This window comes from Flavobacterium sp. 90, assembly GCF_004339525.1.
Taxonomy (GTDB): Bacteria; Bacteroidota; Bacteroidia; order Flavobacteriales; family Flavobacteriaceae; genus Flavobacterium.
This window is the reverse complement of the sequence record NZ_SMGE01000001.1, coordinates 117,012-137,465: the sequence shown is the minus strand read 5'-3', so window position 1 is coordinate 137,465 and position 20,454 is coordinate 117,012. Positions and strand designations below refer to the sequence as shown.

Genomic DNA, 20,454 nt, shown 5'->3' with positions numbered 1-20,454 from the left:
CTTTGCGCTTTTGTGTCTTTGCGAGACTAATTTTGTTTTGTTAAAGCTTACAAAAAGCTTAAAATAAAATCAGCGTCTATCAGCTTAAATCAGCAAAATCTGCGTGAAAAATCTTTTTAATCCTTATAATCTGTGGCTAAATGTTTTCTCGCCAATTTTACAGATTTAATTTTAGATTATAAATCAAAAGTGAAATAATACCTAACAGGTTTTAAAAACCTGTTAGGATAATGCAATACATATTTATAAACCTTTCTCTGGTTTTAAATCTTCCAGAATTGGAGTACTTATTGTTTTTACTTCTTTTTGCATCACTTCATTTTTTTGTTCAAAAATCAGGATGCTATTTTTACCTTTTTTAAGCCAACAACCTGGCAAGTATAAAGTTTGTTGTGGGCCAACGCTCCAATAACGCCCAATATTGATTCCGTTTACAAAGACGATTCCTTTTCCAAAATCGCGCATATCCAGAAAAGTATCTCCGGTTTTACTAAGCTCAAAAGTTCCCTGATATAAAGTGGGACGGTTTATTTTTCCCGAATTTTTATACGCCTCCAGATTTGGTTCCTGTGCCATTGGTAATTGATACATTTTCCAATCTCCGGTAATTGTTTCACCGTTGATAATAACCGGACTTATGATTCCTTTATTATTGTCATTAATTTGAGAACCGTAGTTGATACGTCCCATATTTTCGACCAGAATATCTAAAGTTGCATTAAAAGGAACTTCGATTTCGCAATCGTATTTTTTATAATAACGGTTTAATTCAGCGACTTTTTTTCCGTTTATATATACGATTGCATAATCACGCAATCCGTTTAATTCCAGTTTTCCGCTTATAGGCTGCGTAAATCTTTTGCTATACCAAACATAGCCGTCGCCTTGATTTAATTGTTCAAATGTTTGCGGATTATCGTTTATAACGGGAGTGATTTTAGATTTTACATCGGCAAGATCAACAATTTTTGTCAACGTTATATTCGGAATTGTAATTACAGGCGTTTTCTCCGGAACAGCCGGAGTTTCCTTTGTTTTTAGTAATTCTCTTAAAGCATTATATTTTGGCGTTGCCCAGCCAGCTTCACTAATTGGAGCATCATAATCATAAGAAGTCATATCAGGCTGAATATCGTGTTCTTGATCATAATTTGCGCCCGAAGTAAAACCAAAATTAGTTCCGCCATGAACCATGTAATAATTGAAAGAAACCTTATTGTCCAGATATTTTTTTGTTAGTTGAACCGTTTCTTCCGGAGTTTGTGTCGGGAATGGTTCTGCCCAATGATCTAACCAACCCGGATAAAATTCGGCAACCATATAAGGACCTTTTCCATTGTTGAATTGATCGACCACTTTTTTTAATTTAGTGATATCGCTTTCTCCATTTGCAGTTGGTAATGCACCAGGCAAAGCGCCTCCTTCAAACAACCAACTTCCGTCTGAGGTAAAAAACGGAACTTCAAAACCAATATCTTTCAATTGCTGAAATACGGCTGCACTGTATTTTTTATGTTCTTCAAGCGGAATATCTTTGCGTTGCGCTACATAAGAACCAAATTCGTTTTCGCCCTGAACCATAATAATCGGACCTCCTTTGGTAATTTGCAAATCTTTGACTTGTTTGTATAATTCAGTAAAATAAGCTTTTGTAGCTGCCAAATATTCCTTGTTGTTTCCGCGAATAACCATATTAGGAACGTTCTGTAAAAACCACGGATAACCGCCAAATTCCCATTCGGCACAAACATACGGACCCGGACGTAAGATTACGAATAAACCTTCTTCTTGTGCTGTTTTAATATATTCAGCTAAGTTTTTATTTCCGGTTTTAAAATCCCAAACTCCAGGTGCGATTTCGTGGTAATTCCAAAAGACATAAGTCGCAACGGCGTTTAATCCCATGGCTTTCATCATTTTTAAACGGTGACGCCAATAAGGTTGTGGAATACGGGAATAATGCATTTCACCGGAATGAATTTGAACAGGTTTTCCGTTCAGTAAAAAATTGCCTTCGCTAATGGCGAAAGTTTGCTTTTTTTGAGCCGAAGTAATCGAAATCGTAAAGATTGAAAATAGAAGAATAAAGTGTATTTTTTTCATTTTAATTTTTCATTTTTGAAATGTAATTAAATGAGCAAGAGAGCACCATGACTTGCTCTCCTGCTTCTTTTCAACTAACCAATATAAAAATATTTATTCTGAAAACTCTAATTTTTGTAATTTTTTCCATCCGCCACGAGTGAAGTCGGGAATTTCTACCGGAACAGAACCTTTATCAAGGGAAATTTCTGTCAAAGGACCAAGACAAGACCATTCGGCAAGATCATAAACATCCATATCTAGCGGAAGTCCTTTTTGCAAACAATGAATCAAACGATAATCCATAACGAAATCCATTCCGCCATGACCGCCTACTTTTTTGGCTTGCTCTTCGATATTTTTTACAATTGGATGTTTGTATTTTTCCATCAAAGCTTTTTTTACTTCTTCAGGAACAAATGAATGCGCACTTAATTTTTCGTGATTTGGTTTTACATCATCACCTAATGCTGCACCATCTAATGCATAACCTTCTAACGGATATTTGTTTGCAAAACCTTTTGTACCGCTCAATTGATACATTCTGCTATACGGACGAGGAGAAGTTACGTCGTGCTGAATTTGAATTGTTTTTCCGTTTTCAGTACGAATCATTGTCATTGTGTGATCTCCATTTCTAAAATCTTTAATTTCCTGACCTGATTTTTCTTTGATATAAGCAGGATTTCCAACTGCTTTTGTGTCCATAGAAACCAGGAAATTCATTTTGTCACCACGATGAATATTCAAAGCCTGACAAGCCGGACCCATTCCGTGTGTAGCATAAACATCACCACGATGTTTTATGTTATAATCCATTCTCCAGTTGTTCCAGTATTCGCCCCAAAAAGGCTGTAAACCGTGAATATAAGATCCTTCGGCGTGAAGAATTTCGCCAAATAAACCTTGTTGTGCCATATTTAAAGTCGTTAATTCGAAGAAATCATAAACGCAATTTTCAAGCTGCATGCAATGTTTTCTGGTTTTCTCAGAAGTATCAATTAAATCCCAAATTTCTTTCATTGTTAAAGCTCCGGGAACTTCTATAGCAACGTGTTTTCCGTCTTTCATAGCCTGAACGCCAATTAAGGCATGATGTTTCCAATCTGTGGCAACATATACTAAATCAACATTTGGTAAAGCGGTTACTTTTCTCCAGGCATTTTCGTCACCGAAAAATTCTTGTGCTTTTGGAAGTCCTGCTTTGGTCAAAATTTCATTTGCCGATTGTGTGTTTTTTTCTAACATATCACAAAGCGCCACAATTTCGACTCCCGGAATATGCGTCATACGCTCGACCGCTCCCGGACCGCGCATTCCAAGTCCGATAAAAGCAACGCGAACAGTTGGAATAGGATCTGTGGCTAAACGCAAAACATCTTGTTGTCCTTTTGGGCGTGAAGGGGTTTTGGTTTTAATCATTTGAGCCGATGCAATCATTCCTCCGAATAAAACAAAAGCGACTAATGTAAATTTTAAAAATCTGGTTTTCATAGTTAATTTTGGTTTTGAAATCAATTTATTAGGGTAATTTGTTAAAATCGATTTCCGGTTTTTTATTGTTTAATGGTCTGGTAAAAATGGTTTTAGGTGTTGTAAAATTGTTAAAGAATCCGCCGTCTTTTAGATAGAAAGAACCTTTTTCGATTCCGCCGGCAAAATCCATTCTGTATTCTCTTGTACCGGTATTATCTGTTGTAAAACGTACCGAATTTATCTCTGACCAATTTCCTTTATCATCACAAATCCATTGATTATTGAATAGAACTTTGCGTGATAAATCGCCTTGTTCCGGAACGAAATTTTCTAAAAACGAATGAAATCTTTTTAGGTAAGTATTAGTTTGCGGACGATTGAAACTGGCAATCAAAATCCATTTTTCCAATTCGGGAGAAAAAAAATACGCGCTATAATTGGTGCTGTTATTGTTTTGTGGAATTCCGTGAAGTAAGAATTTATAAGTTGTTCCGGCTTTCCAGTTGTATTTCAAATAACTCTGACCTCCTGAACCTTCGCTTCCAAACTCGCCTGTATGAACGTTTTTACCTTTTTTAAGCATTTTAATTTTTTGCGTTTCCGGAATACTTTTCGGATCGTCTGTCTCAAACGGACTCCAAACAGAGAATAAAATTCTTCGTTCTGTAGCAGAGTTTACCTGAATTCCAAAATAGCCTTCGCCAAAACCATTTGCCATGAAATATGAACCTATTTTATCTTCATTTTCGGGAACTGTAACTTCGTTGTAATACCATTCGGCGTTTGTAGTTTCCGGAATCTGATAGTTTAAATGTACAGATGGTCCGCGGCGTCCCCAATGATAAAAGTTTCCTTCGTTATTTGGAACATAAGAAATTTTGCCATCATAATCTTCACTCGAAATCGTTAAGCGATTCAGGGACGGAAATTGATTTCCTGTTTTGCTGATTCCTTTTATTTTAAGAGCAACATAACCTTCTTTATTGATTGTCCAGCTTCCAATGGTTATTGCCTTTTTTGTAGTGTCAAATTTTACTTTTTTAGAAATTCCGTTAATCGAAAATTCCAATTCTGATTTCCCAAAAACTTCAACTGATTCTTCTACGGTAATTTGAAAAGTTCCCGCTTTATAAATTCTAAAATAAGCTGTAAATACTTCTTTAGAGTCCGTCCAGTTTTCGATACCATTTTCTGTAATTGTAGTGCTTCCGTCGATATGTTTATTACTAAAAGCATTTCCGGCAAGTGGAAGCGAAATTTTAGTTTTCGGATTTTCTATTTTGTTTTTTTCGATTGAAGTTGTAGCACCTTTTATAGGAGAAAAAGAAACCAATGCCGAAGTAAGAAATAAGTAAAATATGTTTTTCATTTGAATGATGTTTAGTTCCTTTTTTGAAATACCTCTCTAATGAACCAGATTAGAGAGGTTTCAAAAAACAAAAACCTAAATAATTATGGTTTTTACTGAAATTATATTGACTTAAAAAACTTTTAATTTTATTTATTAAATTGATAGTCAATTGTTTGAAAATAAAATTATGACAAATAAATGTCTGATGACTTTTTATTGTTTAACGAAACTATTGAATATTTTTTGATTAACCAAGGAAAAACATAAAAAATGTGCTCGAACACACTAAATTTATGTTCTCGAGCACATTTTTAAAGGGCTGGCATAATTTAAACTAAAAATGGTTGTTTTTAGATAAATACGAAACGATATAAAATAGCAAACCCGACAGGTTTTTAGAATCTGTCGGGTTTAAATATTCAAAGTTTATAATTTGTGCCGTTAGGTACAAAATATTGGTAGTCATTGTATATTCGAAATATGTTGGCGTGCCGTAGGTACGTAACAAAATCATAACTATTGCGTACCTACGGCACGCTAAATCTATTCCAAATCATTTTTTCTACCAATATTTAGTGCCTAAAGGCACATTTCAGATCTAGAAAACCCGACAGGTTTTTAGAATCTGTCGGGTTTAATATTCAAAGTTTATAATTTGTGCCGTTAGGTACAAAATATTGGTAGTCATTGTATATTCGAAATACGTTGGCGTGCCGTAGGTACGCAACAAAATCATAACTATTGCGTACCTACGGCACGCTAAATCTATTCCAAATAATTTTTTCTACCAATATTTAGTGCCTAACGGCACTTTTCGATTCTTGATTCACACTAATTATAAAATCATGTTTTTCAACTATTTATGACCTTGTTATTTTTGACTGTTTAATCTTTTAACTAAAGGCGCTACATGTTGTTTAGTATCATCATCTAATGTTGATAATGCTTTGTCAGCTTCATCTGGAGCATATTTAGATAAACCGGAAATTCCGCCTGCTATTACATTATAAGATTGATTTTTAATACTTTCCTCCATTAATCCTTTGTAAGAAGCATCGCCAGTTCCTGCCAATTTTACAAGTGCAACAGCTCTTACAATAGTATTTTTATCATTTTTTGCAAGGTTGAGTAATGTCTTAATTGCTGCATCTTTAATTTGAGCATCTGTCAAATCAATTGCTCTTACACTCATTACACGCAAGTTATCTTGTTGATCTTCTAAACCTGCCAAAAGTATAAGTTGTCCATCATGACTTTTCTCTTTTGATGCAAATTTTATCGCTTCAATTCGGTTATAATACGTTGGAACATTTTTGTATTGGAACAAATAATCCGATACTTTTTTGTTTTCAATTACCTGACCAACTAAGATCTTATCAGGATCAAGATCTACAAAAGTTGGTTGCGTTGGAATATCAAAACTAAAATTTTGTTCTCTTTGGTCAATCAAAATGTCTTTTCTGATTTTAGTTCCGTTTACATAAAAATCTACTTTTAACGGTAAACTAAAAGTCTGTGTTGAACTTGCTTGTGTTTGTTTTACTGCAATTGTAGCTTTTCCGTCTGCATATCCGTATTCAACATTCAAAATAGGATTTCCTCCTTGATAATACCATTGGTTAAAGTATGGACTCCAGTCTTTTCCGGTAACTTCTTCCATTGCTAAACGCAATTGGTGTGTTTCTCCGGATTTGTAAGCATTTGTAGTTAAATAACGGTTTAATGATTTGTAAAACGCTTCGTCTCCCATTTGATTTTTCGCTGCATACAATATAATCGAACCTTTTGAATAGCTGATATTATCAAACATATCTTCTTTGTCTTTGTAATAAAAACGTGCTAAAGGCGGACTTACACCATCTTTTGAAGAACGCAAACAGTTTTGTAATTTCTCATAACGAGATCTGTCTTCTGCATCTTGTCCGGCATCGTGACCGTGCCAGATTACTTCACCAAAAGTGGCAAAAGATTCGTTTACTGTCAAATTTGACCACGATTCTGCTGTTACATAATCTCCAAACCATTGGTGAAAAAGTTCGTGAGCAATTGTACTTTCCTGATTATCGTCTAGTAATTCTCTTTCTGTTTTTTGTACATATTCACCGTGCAAAGTTGCCGATGTATTTTCCATTGCGCCCGAAACATAATCTCTGGCAACAACCTGAGCATATTTTACCCAAGGATATTCTACACCTAAAGTTTTGCCGTAAAACTTCATCATATCCGGAGTTTTTCCGAAGATTTGTTTGGCATAAGGTGCATATTTTGGCTCCAGATAATAACTAACTTCTTTGCCGTTATAAGTGTCTTTGTAAATTTTAAAATCTCCAACGGCCATCATAAACAAATAAGGAGAATGTGGCAAATCCATTTTCCAGGTATCTGTACGAGTGCCGTTTTTGTTGGCTTTTTGTGCCGTTAACTTTCCATTTGATAAAGTCACGTATTTTGACTCAACAGTCATTGCAATTTCGGAAGTTGTTTTCTGATTTGGTTTGTCAATTGTTGGAAACCAAGCTGATGATGCTTCCGTTTCCCCTTGTGTCCAAATCTGAATTGGTTTGTCATCTTTTCCGTCAGGATTTATAAAATACAAGCCTTTTGCATCTGTAATTGCATTACTTCCTTTAACTTTTAATTGATCTGGTTTTGCGATATAATCGATGTAAACCGTATATTTTTCAGTGCTTTTATACTTTCTGTCAAGCGTAATAAAAACCTGTTCGTTGTCATACGTATATTTCAAAGGCGTTTTTTTAGCGCCCTGAACTATAGCAATTTCTTTAAACTCCATTCCTTTCGCGTCAAGCGTAAGAGCATCAGTTTCATAAAAATGAGGTTTTAGAGTAAGCCACGCTTTTCCGTTTAAATAGCGTTTTCCATAATCAAAAGATACATCAAGTTTTGTATGAACAAGATCGTGAACTTTTAGTGCGGTAACTCGATAAGTAGATGCTTCGTCTTTATTTTGATCCGCATTTTGCGCCTCAATATTCTGACAAGTCAAAGCAACTAAACTTAAAATAGTATACTTTAGAAATTTGTTATTCATTTTTTTGTTTTTATAATAGTTGGTATAAATATATTTTAAAAATTTCAATTTTTGATTCGAAAATTAATCAGTTAAAGTAGTAATATCTAAAACGGGTTTAGGATAATTTTTCGATTTTATTTCTTTTTTACAATCCATTACCATTTTTTCGGTCATATTATAGTGATATGCTCCATAACAATCTCCGTCGAAATTACCCACATAAAAGAATCCATATGCATCAAAAAAATCGGTTAAATCAACTTTACTGACTTCACATGCCGTTTTTATAAAATTGAGTTGATAAACAGCCGGATTTTCATCTGCTTTTACTTTTAGTTTATCAAATGCGTTGGCTTGTTTTCTAAAGGCTTCAAAAAGGTCTGGATAAAAATCAGGATTTTTGCCTTCTTTTTCGAAGTATAATTGTAATTGCCAAAAAGGTACAAGCGGCTCAAAACTTCCGCCCACTTTTAAATAACTTTCTTTGGTTTCGATAACTTTTTTTCTTGCAGAATCATAGTAGTTACCTTCTAAAAGACGAGATTTAATTCCCAATGATTTGATAACATACATTGTAAAAACATTATTACTTACTTCACAAAGTCCTGCCCAACTAAAATAAGGTGTTAGTTGATGCACATGACCGGTTTCGTGGCTAAATCCCCATGCCGGATCGCCGGCTATTACTTTTGCGGGATCAAGAACCATTCCTAATGCATAACCAGATTTACCACCCATGTAAGCTATTCCATCTTCGTCTCTAAACATATAATAATTGTAGTTTACACGAGCCAATATCCTGTTGTTTGGGACAAGATTGTACTTAATTAATCCCATAAGTCGATGTTGGCGATGGATCAAAGTGTCATAACAATTTAGTAATTCTACGCCTTTGTTGTAAGCATATTTTTTTAAATCTGCTTTGGGATAAATGGTTTGAATATACTTTCCTCTGGCATCTATCATAGGATAAATACTATTGTCCAGAAGTTTATTCCAATCTTCATTTTTTTGTTTTCCTGAATCAAAAAATCCATTTATTTGGGCATCGATAAAATGAATTTTAATGGCATTTTCCTTTTCAGGATTTTCAGAATAATAATTAATATAAGCTAAACCATCAAAGTCTTTAACATCTATAATGTTGATACCATTTTTTAAAGGATATGTCTTTTTTTCAATTCCCCAATTAGGGTCTTTATCAGGTTCCATTCCTGCAGGTGGTTGTCTGTTCCAATTAGGAATAACTAACTCTATAGTTTTATTTTTAGCAATATTGTCTACAAGAATTACGTGTTTTCCCAAAGGCAAGTAAATACCTGTAATGTTTTCATATTTACTGTAACCATCGCCAATGGATAATTTTTTCCCTAAGGCTGTTGGTGATAAATAAGCTTTGTAAGTCGCTAATCTATAGTTGAAATCATATTCGCCTTTAAGCATTTCTACGGCTGCATCATGAATTTCTTTATTTTTAATTTGATCTAATTCTTGCTGTTTTATGCCTTTTTTTAATTTCGTGGCTAAATTATCTTTAAAAAAAGCTAAATCTTCTTTTATAGAAATGGAATCTATAGGGCTTTGAGCGTAACTATTACCTTTAGAAAGGAAAAATAAAATGCAAAGTAAAACTAGGTGTTTCATTCGTGTTGGTTTTTATTAGTTATAGTTAATTTGGTTTGTAATTGATTATATACTCATTTACTTCTTATAATTTTTCGATGATTCTAACTTCACCGTCTTTTTCGTCAGCGGTTAAAATATCTGATGGTTTTTTAGTGTAAACTAATAATGTCCATTGTATAATTTTATTTGTCGGATATAAATTTGCCTGATCTTTTAGCCACTTTTCTGCTTCATTTGCAGAGGAAGTTTTCTCGATTGCCCAAGCAGAAACCAATTGATTTGCCGGTAAGAAATTCATAACCGTATTATCAATTTTCGGATTAAAAGCAGTGATTTTCTGTAAAGATTGTTTTGCTTTTTCGCTATCGCCAAGACTTGTGTAACATTGATAATCTAACCAATTTTCAAGTCTTTCGTCAATATCAATATCATACGGTTTTCCTACGCCCAGATTTTCCGGAAACAGTTTTGCATCGGCAATAAATTGTAAAGCTTTTTTGTATTGCTTGTTTTTCATTTCGGCGACAGCCTGCATCAATTTAGCTTCATGATACAATTGTCTTCCCGCAGTTGCACCTTCAAACGGAAGGATTTCTAATTTGGTCAGGAAAGCATCTGCAGCAACATATTTTTTATTGAGCAACAATGTTTTTCCATACAATATTCCCATTAAATAATTGTCTGTATGTTTTTTATAAAACGGTTCTGCAATTGCAAGCGCTTTGTCATATTGCTTTTGACTGATGTAATGTTCTGCCAATAATTTATGATATCTCCAGCCTTGATTGTCTAATTTCAAAGCTTGTTGAAGGCTTGCAATTACAACATTAGAATCGTCTTTGAACAAAGATGCTTTTGCGCCATAAAAAGCCGGATCATTTGGTTTTGTACCGCATTGTGTAAACAATTCTTTTGCTTTTGAAAGATTATCTCGATTCCACTCAATTAAAGCCAGATGATATTTCAATTGCCATTGATCGTTTGTTGGAATCAATTTCTCGAGAATAATTGCTGTTTCTCTTCTAAAAGGAAAGCTGATTCCCGGTTGAATTTTACTTAAATCAACCGATTTTCCTTCTAAAAATGCTCTCCAATATAGAATCTCAGCACTTGGAACCGCAAGTGAAAAAACTTTTAGTGCCTCGTCCTTGCGGCCCAGATGCTGATACCAAATTCCTAATTCAAGAAAGGTTTGTTCCGGCATTTCATTTCGGATAAGGGAAGTGAAATGCTGTTTTGAAGCTTCTGAATTATCCAAAAGGAATCGTTCAAAATCTGCAAAATGATTTAACGGATCAACGGTATTTATTTTGTTTAAAATTTCATTCGCTTTCGCGGAATTATTTTGCAGACGATAAAGTACGGCAAGAACTTGTAAACCTTCAAGATTGTATTGATTGTTTAGTAAACTTTTTTCGGCATATTCAATTGCTTTTGATTGATCGTTTTCACTAAAGTAAATTTTACTCAAATCGGTATAAGCAGCGCTACGAAAGTCTGCGCTTGAAGCAGCAATATCAAAACCGTCTTTAGCATCGATTATATTTCCTAAATGCAGATTTGCAAGTCCGTAATAATAATTGGCTGCAGGATTATAAGTATCTATCGCCAAGGCTTTACTTGCCGAAATTACTGCTTCTTTGTATTGTAATTTTCTAATTTGCAAAGAAGCCAAATCAGAAAGGGCAGGAGCGTAGTTTGGATCTTTTTTCAAACATGCATTTAGATTTTCTTCGGCTTTTACGTAATCTTTAAAGGCAATATAATTTTTTCCCTGAAGATATAATCCATAAACTGAATTGTTGTCAAAATCTTTAGGAACTTCTAACGGACGAGCCAAATTACCATCTTCGGGCGCTGAATTCCAAACTAATTTATTTTCGCCAAGCGTAAGTTTTAATTTGTTTTCGTCAACCGAAATCTGAATAGAATCTTTGAATACTTGTAATGTATTTACCGAAATATCTTTAGAATAGATTTTTTTTCCGTTATTAAAAACTTCTAATTTTTCGTTTAATTTTTGAAGTGGAGAAAAATAGATTTTCAACCAGCCATTTTCGTTTTTCACATTAACGGCTCCATAATTATTGGCTTTGACAAAACCTTTCGTTTGTTTTACCGGAAACCAGTATTCTGTCCACAAATCTGTTTGATAAGGTGCGAAAGAACGTTGTTTAAAAGGCGTTAAATTACTGCCTTCGCTGGCTTGATTGAACAATCTTCCGCTTTGAACTTCTACATATTGACCGTCAGTATCGGTTAGTAATTTTTCCCAAATCATTCCTTGTTGCGACAATCCCCAAATCCATATTTTTTTGCCGGGTTTATCATCGTGATTTCCGTATCGTCCCATTCCGAAGTCTTCGTCATGGTAATATCCTCCAAAGAAATCATCATATTTTCCAAAAACGTGATAGGATTTGTAACCGCCAAAATTATTGTTTTTATAGAAAGATAAATCTTTGCCATTTTCTTTGTCAATTGGCCACGAATTATGTTCTCCGTTATGACCAATATAACTTTGTCCAGGATAAATAAACTGCAAATTTTCTGAAGCTTTTATACCGGTATTCATCCACGTATAATAAGGTTGTTCAGCATCTGTTGCGTTAAACCAAAAGGAATTTGTTGTAAAATAAGCTTTGTCTTTTGGCAAATTGATGTCTAATTTCCATGAAGTTCGGGTCAATAAATCCAAAACTCCAATAACGCAACTTACACTTCCGTCAGGTCTTGTTATCGTTGTATAATCAACTGGAGTAGCGCAATTTGGCGTATGCCCGATGATTCCGTAATTTCCTTCGACACCGCCACTTGTCCACGGACCGCGCATGGCGATATCTCTAAATTTGATTACGTGATTGTTGTAAACAAAATCTTTTCCGGTTGATTTTTCTATCGCCGACCACACTTTTCCGCCAATTTCAGGCAGAATCATTAATTTAATATAATCATTTTCAAGCTCAATAACTTTCCATTCTTTCTGAATTGGCTTGTCTGTAAAACCATCAAAACGAAAATACGGATACACTTTTGTATCGGGTTTAGGAATTGGATCGGGATCTGAAAACGGATAAGTTGTGAATACTTTTTTGTATTCTTTTATTGTGGGTTTATTTTGTGCGTTGACAAACAGGCTTCCAAAAAGTAGTATTGATAAGAAAGGTTTAAGTTTCATATGAAGCTGGTTTTTTGTGGTTATTTTGGTTTTGCCACAGATTACAAAAGATTTCAATGATTTAATCTGTATTAATTGGTATAGTTTGTTTTTAAATGTGCCGTTAGGTACTAAAGGTTGGTAAAAAACATGAATCGGAATAGATTTAGCGTGCCGTAGGTACGCAATAGTTATCGTTTTGTTGCGTACTTACGGCACGCCTGATATACTCTAAACATATATTTTTTACCAACCTTTAGTGCCTAACGGCACAAAATATTGATTTAGATTATTACTTAACAATAAGTAACCATCCTTTTCCTTTAGGAACCGTTATTTCATCTTTTGCAGTAAAAGTCTGTGCAGGTTGAAAATTAGTAACTTCCGGAGCTGTGATTGTAGCTTTTGCAGGATTGATTCCTAGTTTTTTCCAGTCGATTGTTAGTTTTACTTTTACATCAGAATCTGCCCAGCTTGCAATCGAAATTAATGCTGAACCGTTCTTTTTGTAAACTGTTGCCAGAATTTTATCGTTGTTTGTTTTTACAGGACAATTTTCACTCCAGTATCCAATCATTTCAGAACCTTTGATTCCAAAATTATCCCATAATTTCCAGATTTGTCTTGGATCTGCATTATCGCTCCAAGGTAATCTGTTGGTCATTCCGTAAACCATTCCTCTCCATGGATTTCCGCCACTTTGTAACATTTCGCCCATTAATCCAAAAGGAATTCCGCTTACTTCTGTTAAGAAAAAGTCTGGCTGATTTTTTTCATAATCAAAATATTCTCCAAACCAAAGTTTATTGATGTATGGAAAATGTTCCATATATAAGTTGGCGCTATTGTTAAATCCGTCACTTTTATTGTACTGATTCGCACTGTGTAAATCGATAATTCCAGGATGACCATCTTTGGTAAGCACTCTTTTAACACGTTTCATTGTGATTCTGTCAAAAGCAACGTCATCAAGATAAATTCCGTCGATGCCTACGTTTTGGGTTAACCAATTCATTCCTTCAACATAATAATTGTGCCAACGGTTCATTCCGCTGTTTACGATTGCAGCATCTTTAATTTCAGGTACAAACCAAGCTGCGATATAATCGTCTCCAACATGTTCTTGCAACCAAGAGAATCCGCCTCCTTTTCCTGGAGAATAGATTTCATGACCTAAACTTCTTAAAGCAAAAGTCTCATAAGCTTTGTTTGAAACTTCTCTAACCGTATTGTAAATCTTAACTTTTAATCCTTTTTCATGTGCTTCGTCGATATAGCTTTTCATCTTTTTAAATTCGATAAAAGGATAATTGATATAGGGATTTATAGCATTTGCATGGTGAATATTAATTACCGTTGCGCCAGTTTGAGCAATGGTATCAATAGGACTGTATTTGTGATAGAATTTAGTATTCCATTGAAAATCTGTGTCGATTTTATGGAAAGGTGTAATCAATAAGTTGAAGTTATAATATAAAACATCACCTTTTTTCATGCTGCGAGCTCCACTGTACGCATTTACTAAAACTGATTTTTGGTTTGGCGTAATTGTGATTCCGCCTTTGTTTTCGTTACCCCATGAAGTTGGTAATAACAACGGTTTTTGCAAATAGAAATTCGTGTTTAACGGACGGCTGTATTTTTCGTCTCTTAGCGAAAATTGCAATCCTGAATTTACGTTTCCAATCCACGCACCATCTTGATTTTTATGTGCTACATCCCATTTCCATTCGAAAGTTGCAGGACGTTCTCCACCTTTTTGACCCAATCCCATCATATATTTTGCTGATGTTAGCTGAAAAGGCATTTGAAAATTAATATCATTAAAAGTAACATCTTCAAGCGCTGTAACTTTTACTGTATAATGTAAAAAACCATCAAATTCAATTGAACCATTCACATCCATTTGAACAGATTGTGATGTAGAAGTACTTTCCCAAGCAACGGTTCCAGCTTCTTTTTTAGTGAATTTAAGTCCTGTATTTTTCCATTGTGCGGTTTCTTTTCCTGATGCATCTACAAAATGAAAGGCTAGGGGAGCGCTTAAAACATCATTGGCTTTTGTGCCAATTGACGTCATTTCCGGCGTAAAGTAAGTTTGAATTTGTGATGGAAATCCGTTTGCGCCAAGACTTAGTTTTCTTCCTAATAAAGAAATTTCAGAATCTTTTACAACTAACGGGGTATAAGGCGCAATAACTGTATTTTCTTGTGCTAAAGTAGAATTTAACCATTTTAGACGGGTCATTTTTTCCGGAGAATCGATTCCACCGTTTTTAGTAATTTCATCACTTACTTTTATTTGAAGCGTGATTGCTGTAGATTTTCCGTCAGCAATTACAGTAGCTTTTCCGGTATAACTTCCAGCAGCAGCAGTTTGAGGAACGTCGATTCCGCACCACAATGCTTGTATTTTTCCTTTAGAAACAGAAACATTTGCAGCAAAAGGAGATCCGTCATAACGAGTTCCGTCTGTATTGATGCAGTTGATGTCTTTTGCTTCAATTATAGCTCCGTTTGCACTGATTAAATTTGAAAAAGTAACTTTTACATTTCCTAAATCCTGTAATGCATAAACGCCTAATTGAAAAGCTAAATATTCTCCTTTTAAAGCGGTATCTGCAAAAGTATTTTGAACTCCTTTTTGAATCCATCTTTGTGGTAAATTATTTTTCATTCGGATAGAATATATTCTGTCTTCCGGAAAAACCAAGAATGAATTACCGGTGTTTTTTGCAACCAAATCATTTGTTTCTGCCGCAGTTGCAATAACTTCCATTGGATAAAAACTATTGAAAGCGTTTATACTCTGAATTTCTTTTACAGTACAATTATCAGCTAGATTCGGTTTGATTTTAGACAACCATTGTGCATCTGCTTTATCTTCAGTTTTAGCATAAACTCCTTTTGGATAATTAGCATCGCCTTCATCAATATAAGGCATATAATACACATAATAAGTTCCTTTTCCTGAAACTGGCTCAAAGTAAATGGTACCTTTTTCTCTGTTTATATCAGTCGTTTTTACGTTTTGGATTTCCTTGCCTGATGCATCTTGAACAATGATTCTTTTTAGTTCCGGTTTTTCGTCTCTTCTGCGCCATTCGATCGTTGTTTTTGCAACATTATCTTTGCCGGTAAATTCGACTGCAACACGGTGATTTCCTAACAAATTAGGATTCCAGCTGTCATTGCTATCTGTATATTTTATTTGTTGTGCAGCCAACGGAATACTGAAAATGCAAATACACAGGATCAATATTCGACTTAAAATTTGTCTGTTTTTTAGGTTTGGTTTCATTGTTTTTAATGTTCAGGTTTAAAAAGTAAGCGTAGTTAATAAGTTAGTAAACGGCTTTCCATCCATTCTTTTTCCAGTAGGCAATAATAGGTTTGTAAGGTCCGTATTTGTGTTGTTCTTCGGTAAAATTATCCTGAAAAGGACTATGTGAGTAATCAATTGGTTTGCCCATTTTGTTAGGATAATCAAATGTTTTAGGATTTGGTCTTGTGTGTTGTGAATCATCATTTACATAAGCCGCAATATCAAGTGCTTGTGTATCTGTAAGGTATGGTTTGCCAATGGTTACTTTATCATAAGGCATATTGCTTTTTAACCATTGTGCCTGTTTGATAACTCTGTGCATGCTTGAACCCGGCTGATATCCGTATTCTCCCCAAAGCGGAGGATAAGTATAACCTGATTTGTCGGCATTGTATTGTCCTTCGCCATTATTTCCGTGGCAACGGGCACAATTTTCAATAAACAATTGTTTTCCTCTTTCCGGACTTGCTGCAACATCTGGAAATTCGATTTCTAAATTTTTAGCACCTTTATAATTTCCGTCTTTAGGAACAAATTTGCTGATCCATTTAAAGTAAGATAAAAAAGCAACCATTTCTTTTCCGTCAAGCGGAAGTGGTTTTCCGGAATGTGGTCTCATAATACAGTTGTTAACACGTTCAGCAAGTGTTAGAACTTTATTTTCACGGCCGCGATATTGCGGATAATTATCGTGTGAAGCCATTAAATTGAAGGCGAATGGTTTTGTACCAGCATCTTGATGGCAATTGGTACAATTCATTTTGTTGCCCAGATATTTTCCTTTAATTCCGTTTGGACCAATATAATAAGCCGTTTTTAGCATCAATTCTCTTCCATAACGAACGGATTCTCCAAATTGATCGTCCGGAATTTTAGATGTATCAATTGTGATGTACGAATCATCATCGGCTGTTTTTGCTGCCAATGTTTGAGAATTTGAAGTATTGCAAGAATTGAAAACAACAATTGGCAATGCTGAAAATATACCAATAAGAATTATTTTTTTCATGTTGTAAAATTTTTAATCTGTTTTATTTTCCTAACAGGTTTTAAAAACCTGTTAGGTATTACTTTTATTGTTAGAACCACAATTTTCGACAATCTGTTACGTATTTTATACAAATCAAAATCGTAATGTACCTTTAGGTACTACATATTGGTAATCAATAGTTTTCAAATTCGCTGGCGTGCCGTAGGTACGCAATAGCAACGTTTTGTTGCGTACCTACGGCACGCTTGATTTGCTTCAACCTATATTTTCTACCAATATTTAGTGTCTAACGACACAATTACTTGCTTTTTTAACTCTTGATCCGAATTATATACCTACAAGGTTTGGAAAACCTTGCAGGAAAAAAATCTTTATTAATTAAGAAGAAATGGTTTTAATTTTTCTTCCGGAATAAATTCTACACGATAAGGAGGGATTTCAGATTCAAGTGCCCAAAGTAAAACTCCTTTTCTATTGGTTAAAATGGTGATGTGTCTTTTTGAGCAACAACATAAAATAGCGTCTTTATCAATCATATAGGCACTTCCCATTCGGTCATTATAAACGTCTTTTGGAAGTTTTATTTGAAAATCCAGTTTTACGGTTTTTCCTTTTTCGTCTACTTTCAAAGCAAAAACCGATGATTGTTTTACGTCTACACCATTATCAAAAAACATTAAACTTCCTTCAGCATTAATATGTGCAGCATGTGCCTGGGAGAAATTACTGTCAGGAGACATTTTCATGTTTCCGTCTTTGCCTAATTTCCAGATTACTTTTCCGGTTTTTGAATCCACTTTCCAGATTTGACCGTTGTTATAGAATGAAATCAGAAAATTTCCATCTTTATCATAATTAAGACTGTTGGCGTGTGTCCAGTCTTTTTTGTTTTTTAAAATATTCTTATCTTTTAGTGGATCTAAATCATCAAAAACACTCCATTTCCAGATTTTTTTTCCCTTTTTGTCCAAGATTAAAATTCCGTCACTATTGATTGTATCGTTCTTTTTTCCTCCAATAGAAGTTAAATCCATTATTTTTTTATCAACTGTTATAGTGACAATTTCGTTGGCCGATTTTTTAATGATTTCATGATGAATTGATTGTTTCAGATCGCCTTGTCCTTTTTTAATGTGCATTAAAGTATCACCTTGAAGATTGATTTCTAGAATCTCACTTCCGTAACTTGTTGGTTCATCATTTTTTCCTAAAATAGAAAGTATCGTTTGATCTTTGGTGAAATGAGTTACTTTAAATCCGGTTCCTTCAACGGTATGATACCATCTTAAATTCCCTTTGTAATCAACAATATAAGCTACTCCCGGAGTTTCTCTTTTTCCCATAAGCATAAAACCACTTTTGAAGTTTTTTGATAAAAGTTCTGGTTTAGGGCAATTTGCTTTGAATTGTTTTTGTAACCATTCCGGTAATTTTCTTGATTTGAATGTGTATAGTTTGCTTGTATTTGTGTTTTTTCCCTGAACGGTAATCAACTGAAAAGTATAGTTGGTTTCTGGAGTAATACTGCAAAGTACTAAAGAATGCTTGAGACCATTTTTTGATATTGGCGATTTTATTTTGCTTTTTATTCCCTTTTTATCAGACCAATATTCGGCATATACCTGAACATCGTCCTTCGTAGTAACATCGATCTGAATCTTCAATTCGTTGTTGCTATGAGTCCCAATGTTGATATATGTAATAACATTACCCTGATTTTGAGAACAGCTTACCAATGTAAGAAGTGCCAAAATAAAACTCGATTTTAATACTAATTTTTTGATCATCTGAAAGGCTTCTTTTGTGAAACAGAAAAGTACTTCTTTTGTTGAAAAAATCAAGAATAGACAGACCACTTTTACTGTCTATTCTTGATTATAATTTTACTTATTGTCTGTCGGCATTACTTAAGTTAGGGTTAAGATCGACCTGACTTTGTGGATAAGTGTAATATTTATTTTGTGGCATTTTGACAAGTGCCGCTTCTCCGACTCTAAGGTGGTAAGCATTTACAAGAACATCATATTTGTTCATTCTGATCAAATCTGCACGACGTTTTCCTTCATAGAAAAGTTCCCATCCTCTTTCTTGCAAAATAGCATCTCTCAATGAATTCTGATTGTAATCGCCTAAAACCAATTGTTTGGCGTGCGATCTTGCTTTAACCTGATTGATAAGACCAATAGCTTCAGTTGTTGGACCGCTGATTTCGTTTAATGCTTCAGCTCTGCTTAATAAAACATCAGCATAACGAAGGATGTTTACACTATGACCATCATAATAAGTTGTAGTTTCATCATCAGCATATTTTCTGGTTGATACATCCGGCATATACAATTGTCCTGCTGGTGGTTGTGCGCCTAATGTTGGAGCTTGTTTATGTAGTAAATGATCTGAACCCATAAATTCAGGAAAGAAACATTGTTTACGCTCGTCTTCGTCACCAAAAGTGTTGTAGAAATCCCAGTTTACTGTATAATATTGCCATCTGTTTTGAACAATAGGATGATCAGTTGGTCCAAAGTGATTCAATAATTCCGTTCCGTTTGTGTTCGCATCACTTAATGAAGAGAAAATATTTTCGCTGCACCATTTGTTACTTTCTTTAAATAAACCTAAGTAAGAAGGATAAAGGCTGTATTCGCCAAGATTTATTACTTGTTGTGTAAGTGTTGCTACTTTTTGCCAATCGTGGCTGCGCAGGTATAATTTTGCTAATAAAGTAAGTGCTGCACCTTTCGTTGCGCGACCAACATCATTAGAACCATAAACTATATTTTCCTTATAGTTAACAGGTAAAACATTAGCGATTTCTGTAAGGTCTTTGATGATAAATTCATCAATTTTATCTACAGATGTTGGTGCTGTTTGTTCCAGATACTTTGGATTTGCTAAATTGTCTTCGGTCATTAAAACAACGGGACCCCAAGAATCTGTTAGATCCATATAAGCTGATGCTCTTAAGAATTTAGCTTCAGAAATGAATTGAGCTTTATCCACTTCTGAAATTGAAGACATCTTTCCGATATAATAAATGGCAGTATTAGCGTTGGAAATTAATTTATACATCGCATTCCAGTCTTCCAGAAGTAAACCATTTGCTGAATTCCATGTTCCTAATGATAATTGTCCCGGATCTCCACCAAATTGGCAGTGGCCTAAATCTGTTGCAATATCCGTTAGTGCAAAATGTCGTGTCGCCCAATACGAAAAATTATCTCCTACAGAAGGTCCTTTTAATCTGCCGTAAATAGAGTTCACTGCAGCAATAGCATCTGATTTGGTTTGATATCCATTCGTAGTAGTCAAAGTGCTGTATACTGTAGGATTAAGATCCTCATTGCAGGAATATTGTAAACCTGTACCAAGTAAAAGCAATAATATTGTATATTTTTTCATTTTGATGAATTTA

General features: G+C 34.5%; 10 protein-coding genes. All 10 read right to left on the bottom strand.

Annotation, left to right across the window (positions count from 1 at the left end):
* Window positions 1–243: 243 nt before the first annotated feature.
* The 10 genes from C8C83_RS00520 to C8C83_RS00475 all read right to left on the bottom strand — a co-directional run bounded on the left by C8C83_RS00520 (window position 244) and on the right by C8C83_RS00475 (window position 20,441).
* Entirely contained in the window at window positions 244–2,103 is a 1,860-nt protein-coding gene (locus C8C83_RS00520) for a beta-galactosidase family protein (protein ID WP_121325947.1), read from the bottom strand.
* Window positions 2,104–2,196: 93 nt separating this feature from the next.
* Window positions 2,197–3,522 (bottom strand): Gfo/Idh/MocA family oxidoreductase, encoded by a 1,326-nt coding sequence (locus C8C83_RS00515; protein ID WP_233566127.1) that lies wholly within the window; start codon window positions 3,520–3,522, stop codon window positions 2,197–2,199.
* 82 nt (window positions 3,523–3,604) lie between these two features.
* Window positions 3,605–4,927: a DUF3472 domain-containing protein gene (locus tag C8C83_RS00510; protein ID WP_121325946.1), complete on the bottom strand. Its 1,323-nt coding sequence runs from the start codon at window positions 4,925–4,927 to the stop codon at window positions 3,605–3,607.
* An 853-nt stretch (window positions 4,928–5,780) separates the two neighbouring features.
* Window positions 5,781–7,961, bottom strand: a complete 2,181-nt coding sequence (locus C8C83_RS00505) for a M1 family metallopeptidase (RefSeq protein ID WP_121329900.1) — start codon at window positions 7,959–7,961, stop codon at window positions 5,781–5,783.
* A 63-nt stretch (window positions 7,962–8,024) separates the two neighbouring features.
* Window positions 8,025–9,587 (bottom strand): M60 family metallopeptidase, encoded by a 1,563-nt coding sequence (locus C8C83_RS00500; RefSeq protein ID WP_121325945.1) that lies wholly within the window; start codon window positions 9,585–9,587, stop codon window positions 8,025–8,027.
* Between the two features lie 64 nt (window positions 9,588–9,651).
* The gene (locus C8C83_RS00495) at window positions 9,652–12,747 is read right to left on the bottom strand and encodes a DUF5107 domain-containing protein (protein WP_121329899.1); all 3,096 of its coding nucleotides are present in this window, start codon (window positions 12,745–12,747) and stop codon (window positions 9,652–9,654) included.
* 271 nt (window positions 12,748–13,018) lie between these two features.
* Complete coding sequence (locus C8C83_RS00490; RefSeq protein ID WP_165877217.1) at window positions 13,019–16,027, bottom strand: glycoside hydrolase domain-containing protein; 3,009 nt, start codon at window positions 16,025–16,027, stop codon at window positions 13,019–13,021.
* A gap of 43 nt (window positions 16,028–16,070) precedes the next feature.
* The gene (locus tag C8C83_RS00485) at window positions 16,071–17,060 is read right to left on the bottom strand and encodes a c-type cytochrome (RefSeq protein WP_121325944.1); all 990 of its coding nucleotides are present in this window, start codon (window positions 17,058–17,060) and stop codon (window positions 16,071–16,073) included.
* A gap of 356 nt (window positions 17,061–17,416) precedes the next feature.
* Complete coding sequence (locus C8C83_RS00480; protein WP_121329897.1) at window positions 17,417–18,829, bottom strand: aryl-sulfate sulfotransferase; 1,413 nt, start codon at window positions 18,827–18,829, stop codon at window positions 17,417–17,419.
* Between the two features lie 100 nt (window positions 18,830–18,929).
* On the bottom strand, window positions 18,930–20,441 hold the full coding sequence (locus C8C83_RS00475; RefSeq protein ID WP_121325943.1) for a RagB/SusD family nutrient uptake outer membrane protein: 1,512 nt from the start codon (window positions 20,439–20,441) through the stop codon (window positions 18,930–18,932).
* Window positions 20,442–20,454: the final 13 nt, after the last annotated feature.

Coding starts and splice junctions, on each gene's coding strand:
- C8C83_RS00520 (WP_121325947.1), bottom strand. CDS start 2,103: ATGAAAAAAATACACTTTATTCTTCTATTTTCAATCTTTACGATTTCG.
- C8C83_RS00485 (WP_121325944.1), bottom strand. CDS start 17,060: ATGAAAAAAATAATTCTTATTGGTATATTTTCAGCATTGCCAATTGTT.
- C8C83_RS00490 (WP_165877217.1), bottom strand. CDS start 16,027: ATGAAACCAAACCTAAAAAACAGACAAATTTTAAGTCGAATATTGATC.
- C8C83_RS00495 (WP_121329899.1), bottom strand. CDS start 12,747: ATGAAACTTAAACCTTTCTTATCAATACTACTTTTTGGAAGCCTGTTT.
- C8C83_RS00505 (WP_121329900.1), bottom strand. CDS start 7,961: ATGAATAACAAATTTCTAAAGTATACTATTTTAAGTTTAGTTGCTTTG.
- C8C83_RS00510 (WP_121325946.1), bottom strand. CDS start 4,927: ATGAAAAACATATTTTACTTATTTCTTACTTCGGCATTGGTTTCTTTT.
- C8C83_RS00515 (WP_233566127.1), bottom strand. CDS start 3,522: ATGATTGCATCGGCTCAAATGATTAAAACCAAAACCCCTTCACGCCCA.
- C8C83_RS00500 (WP_121325945.1), bottom strand. CDS start 9,587: ATGAAACACCTAGTTTTACTTTGCATTTTATTTTTCCTTTCTAAAGGT.
- C8C83_RS00480 (WP_121329897.1), bottom strand. CDS start 18,829: ATGATCAAAAAATTAGTATTAAAATCGAGTTTTATTTTGGCACTTCTT.
- C8C83_RS00475 (WP_121325943.1), bottom strand. CDS start 20,441: ATGAAAAAATATACAATATTATTGCTTTTACTTGGTACAGGTTTACAA.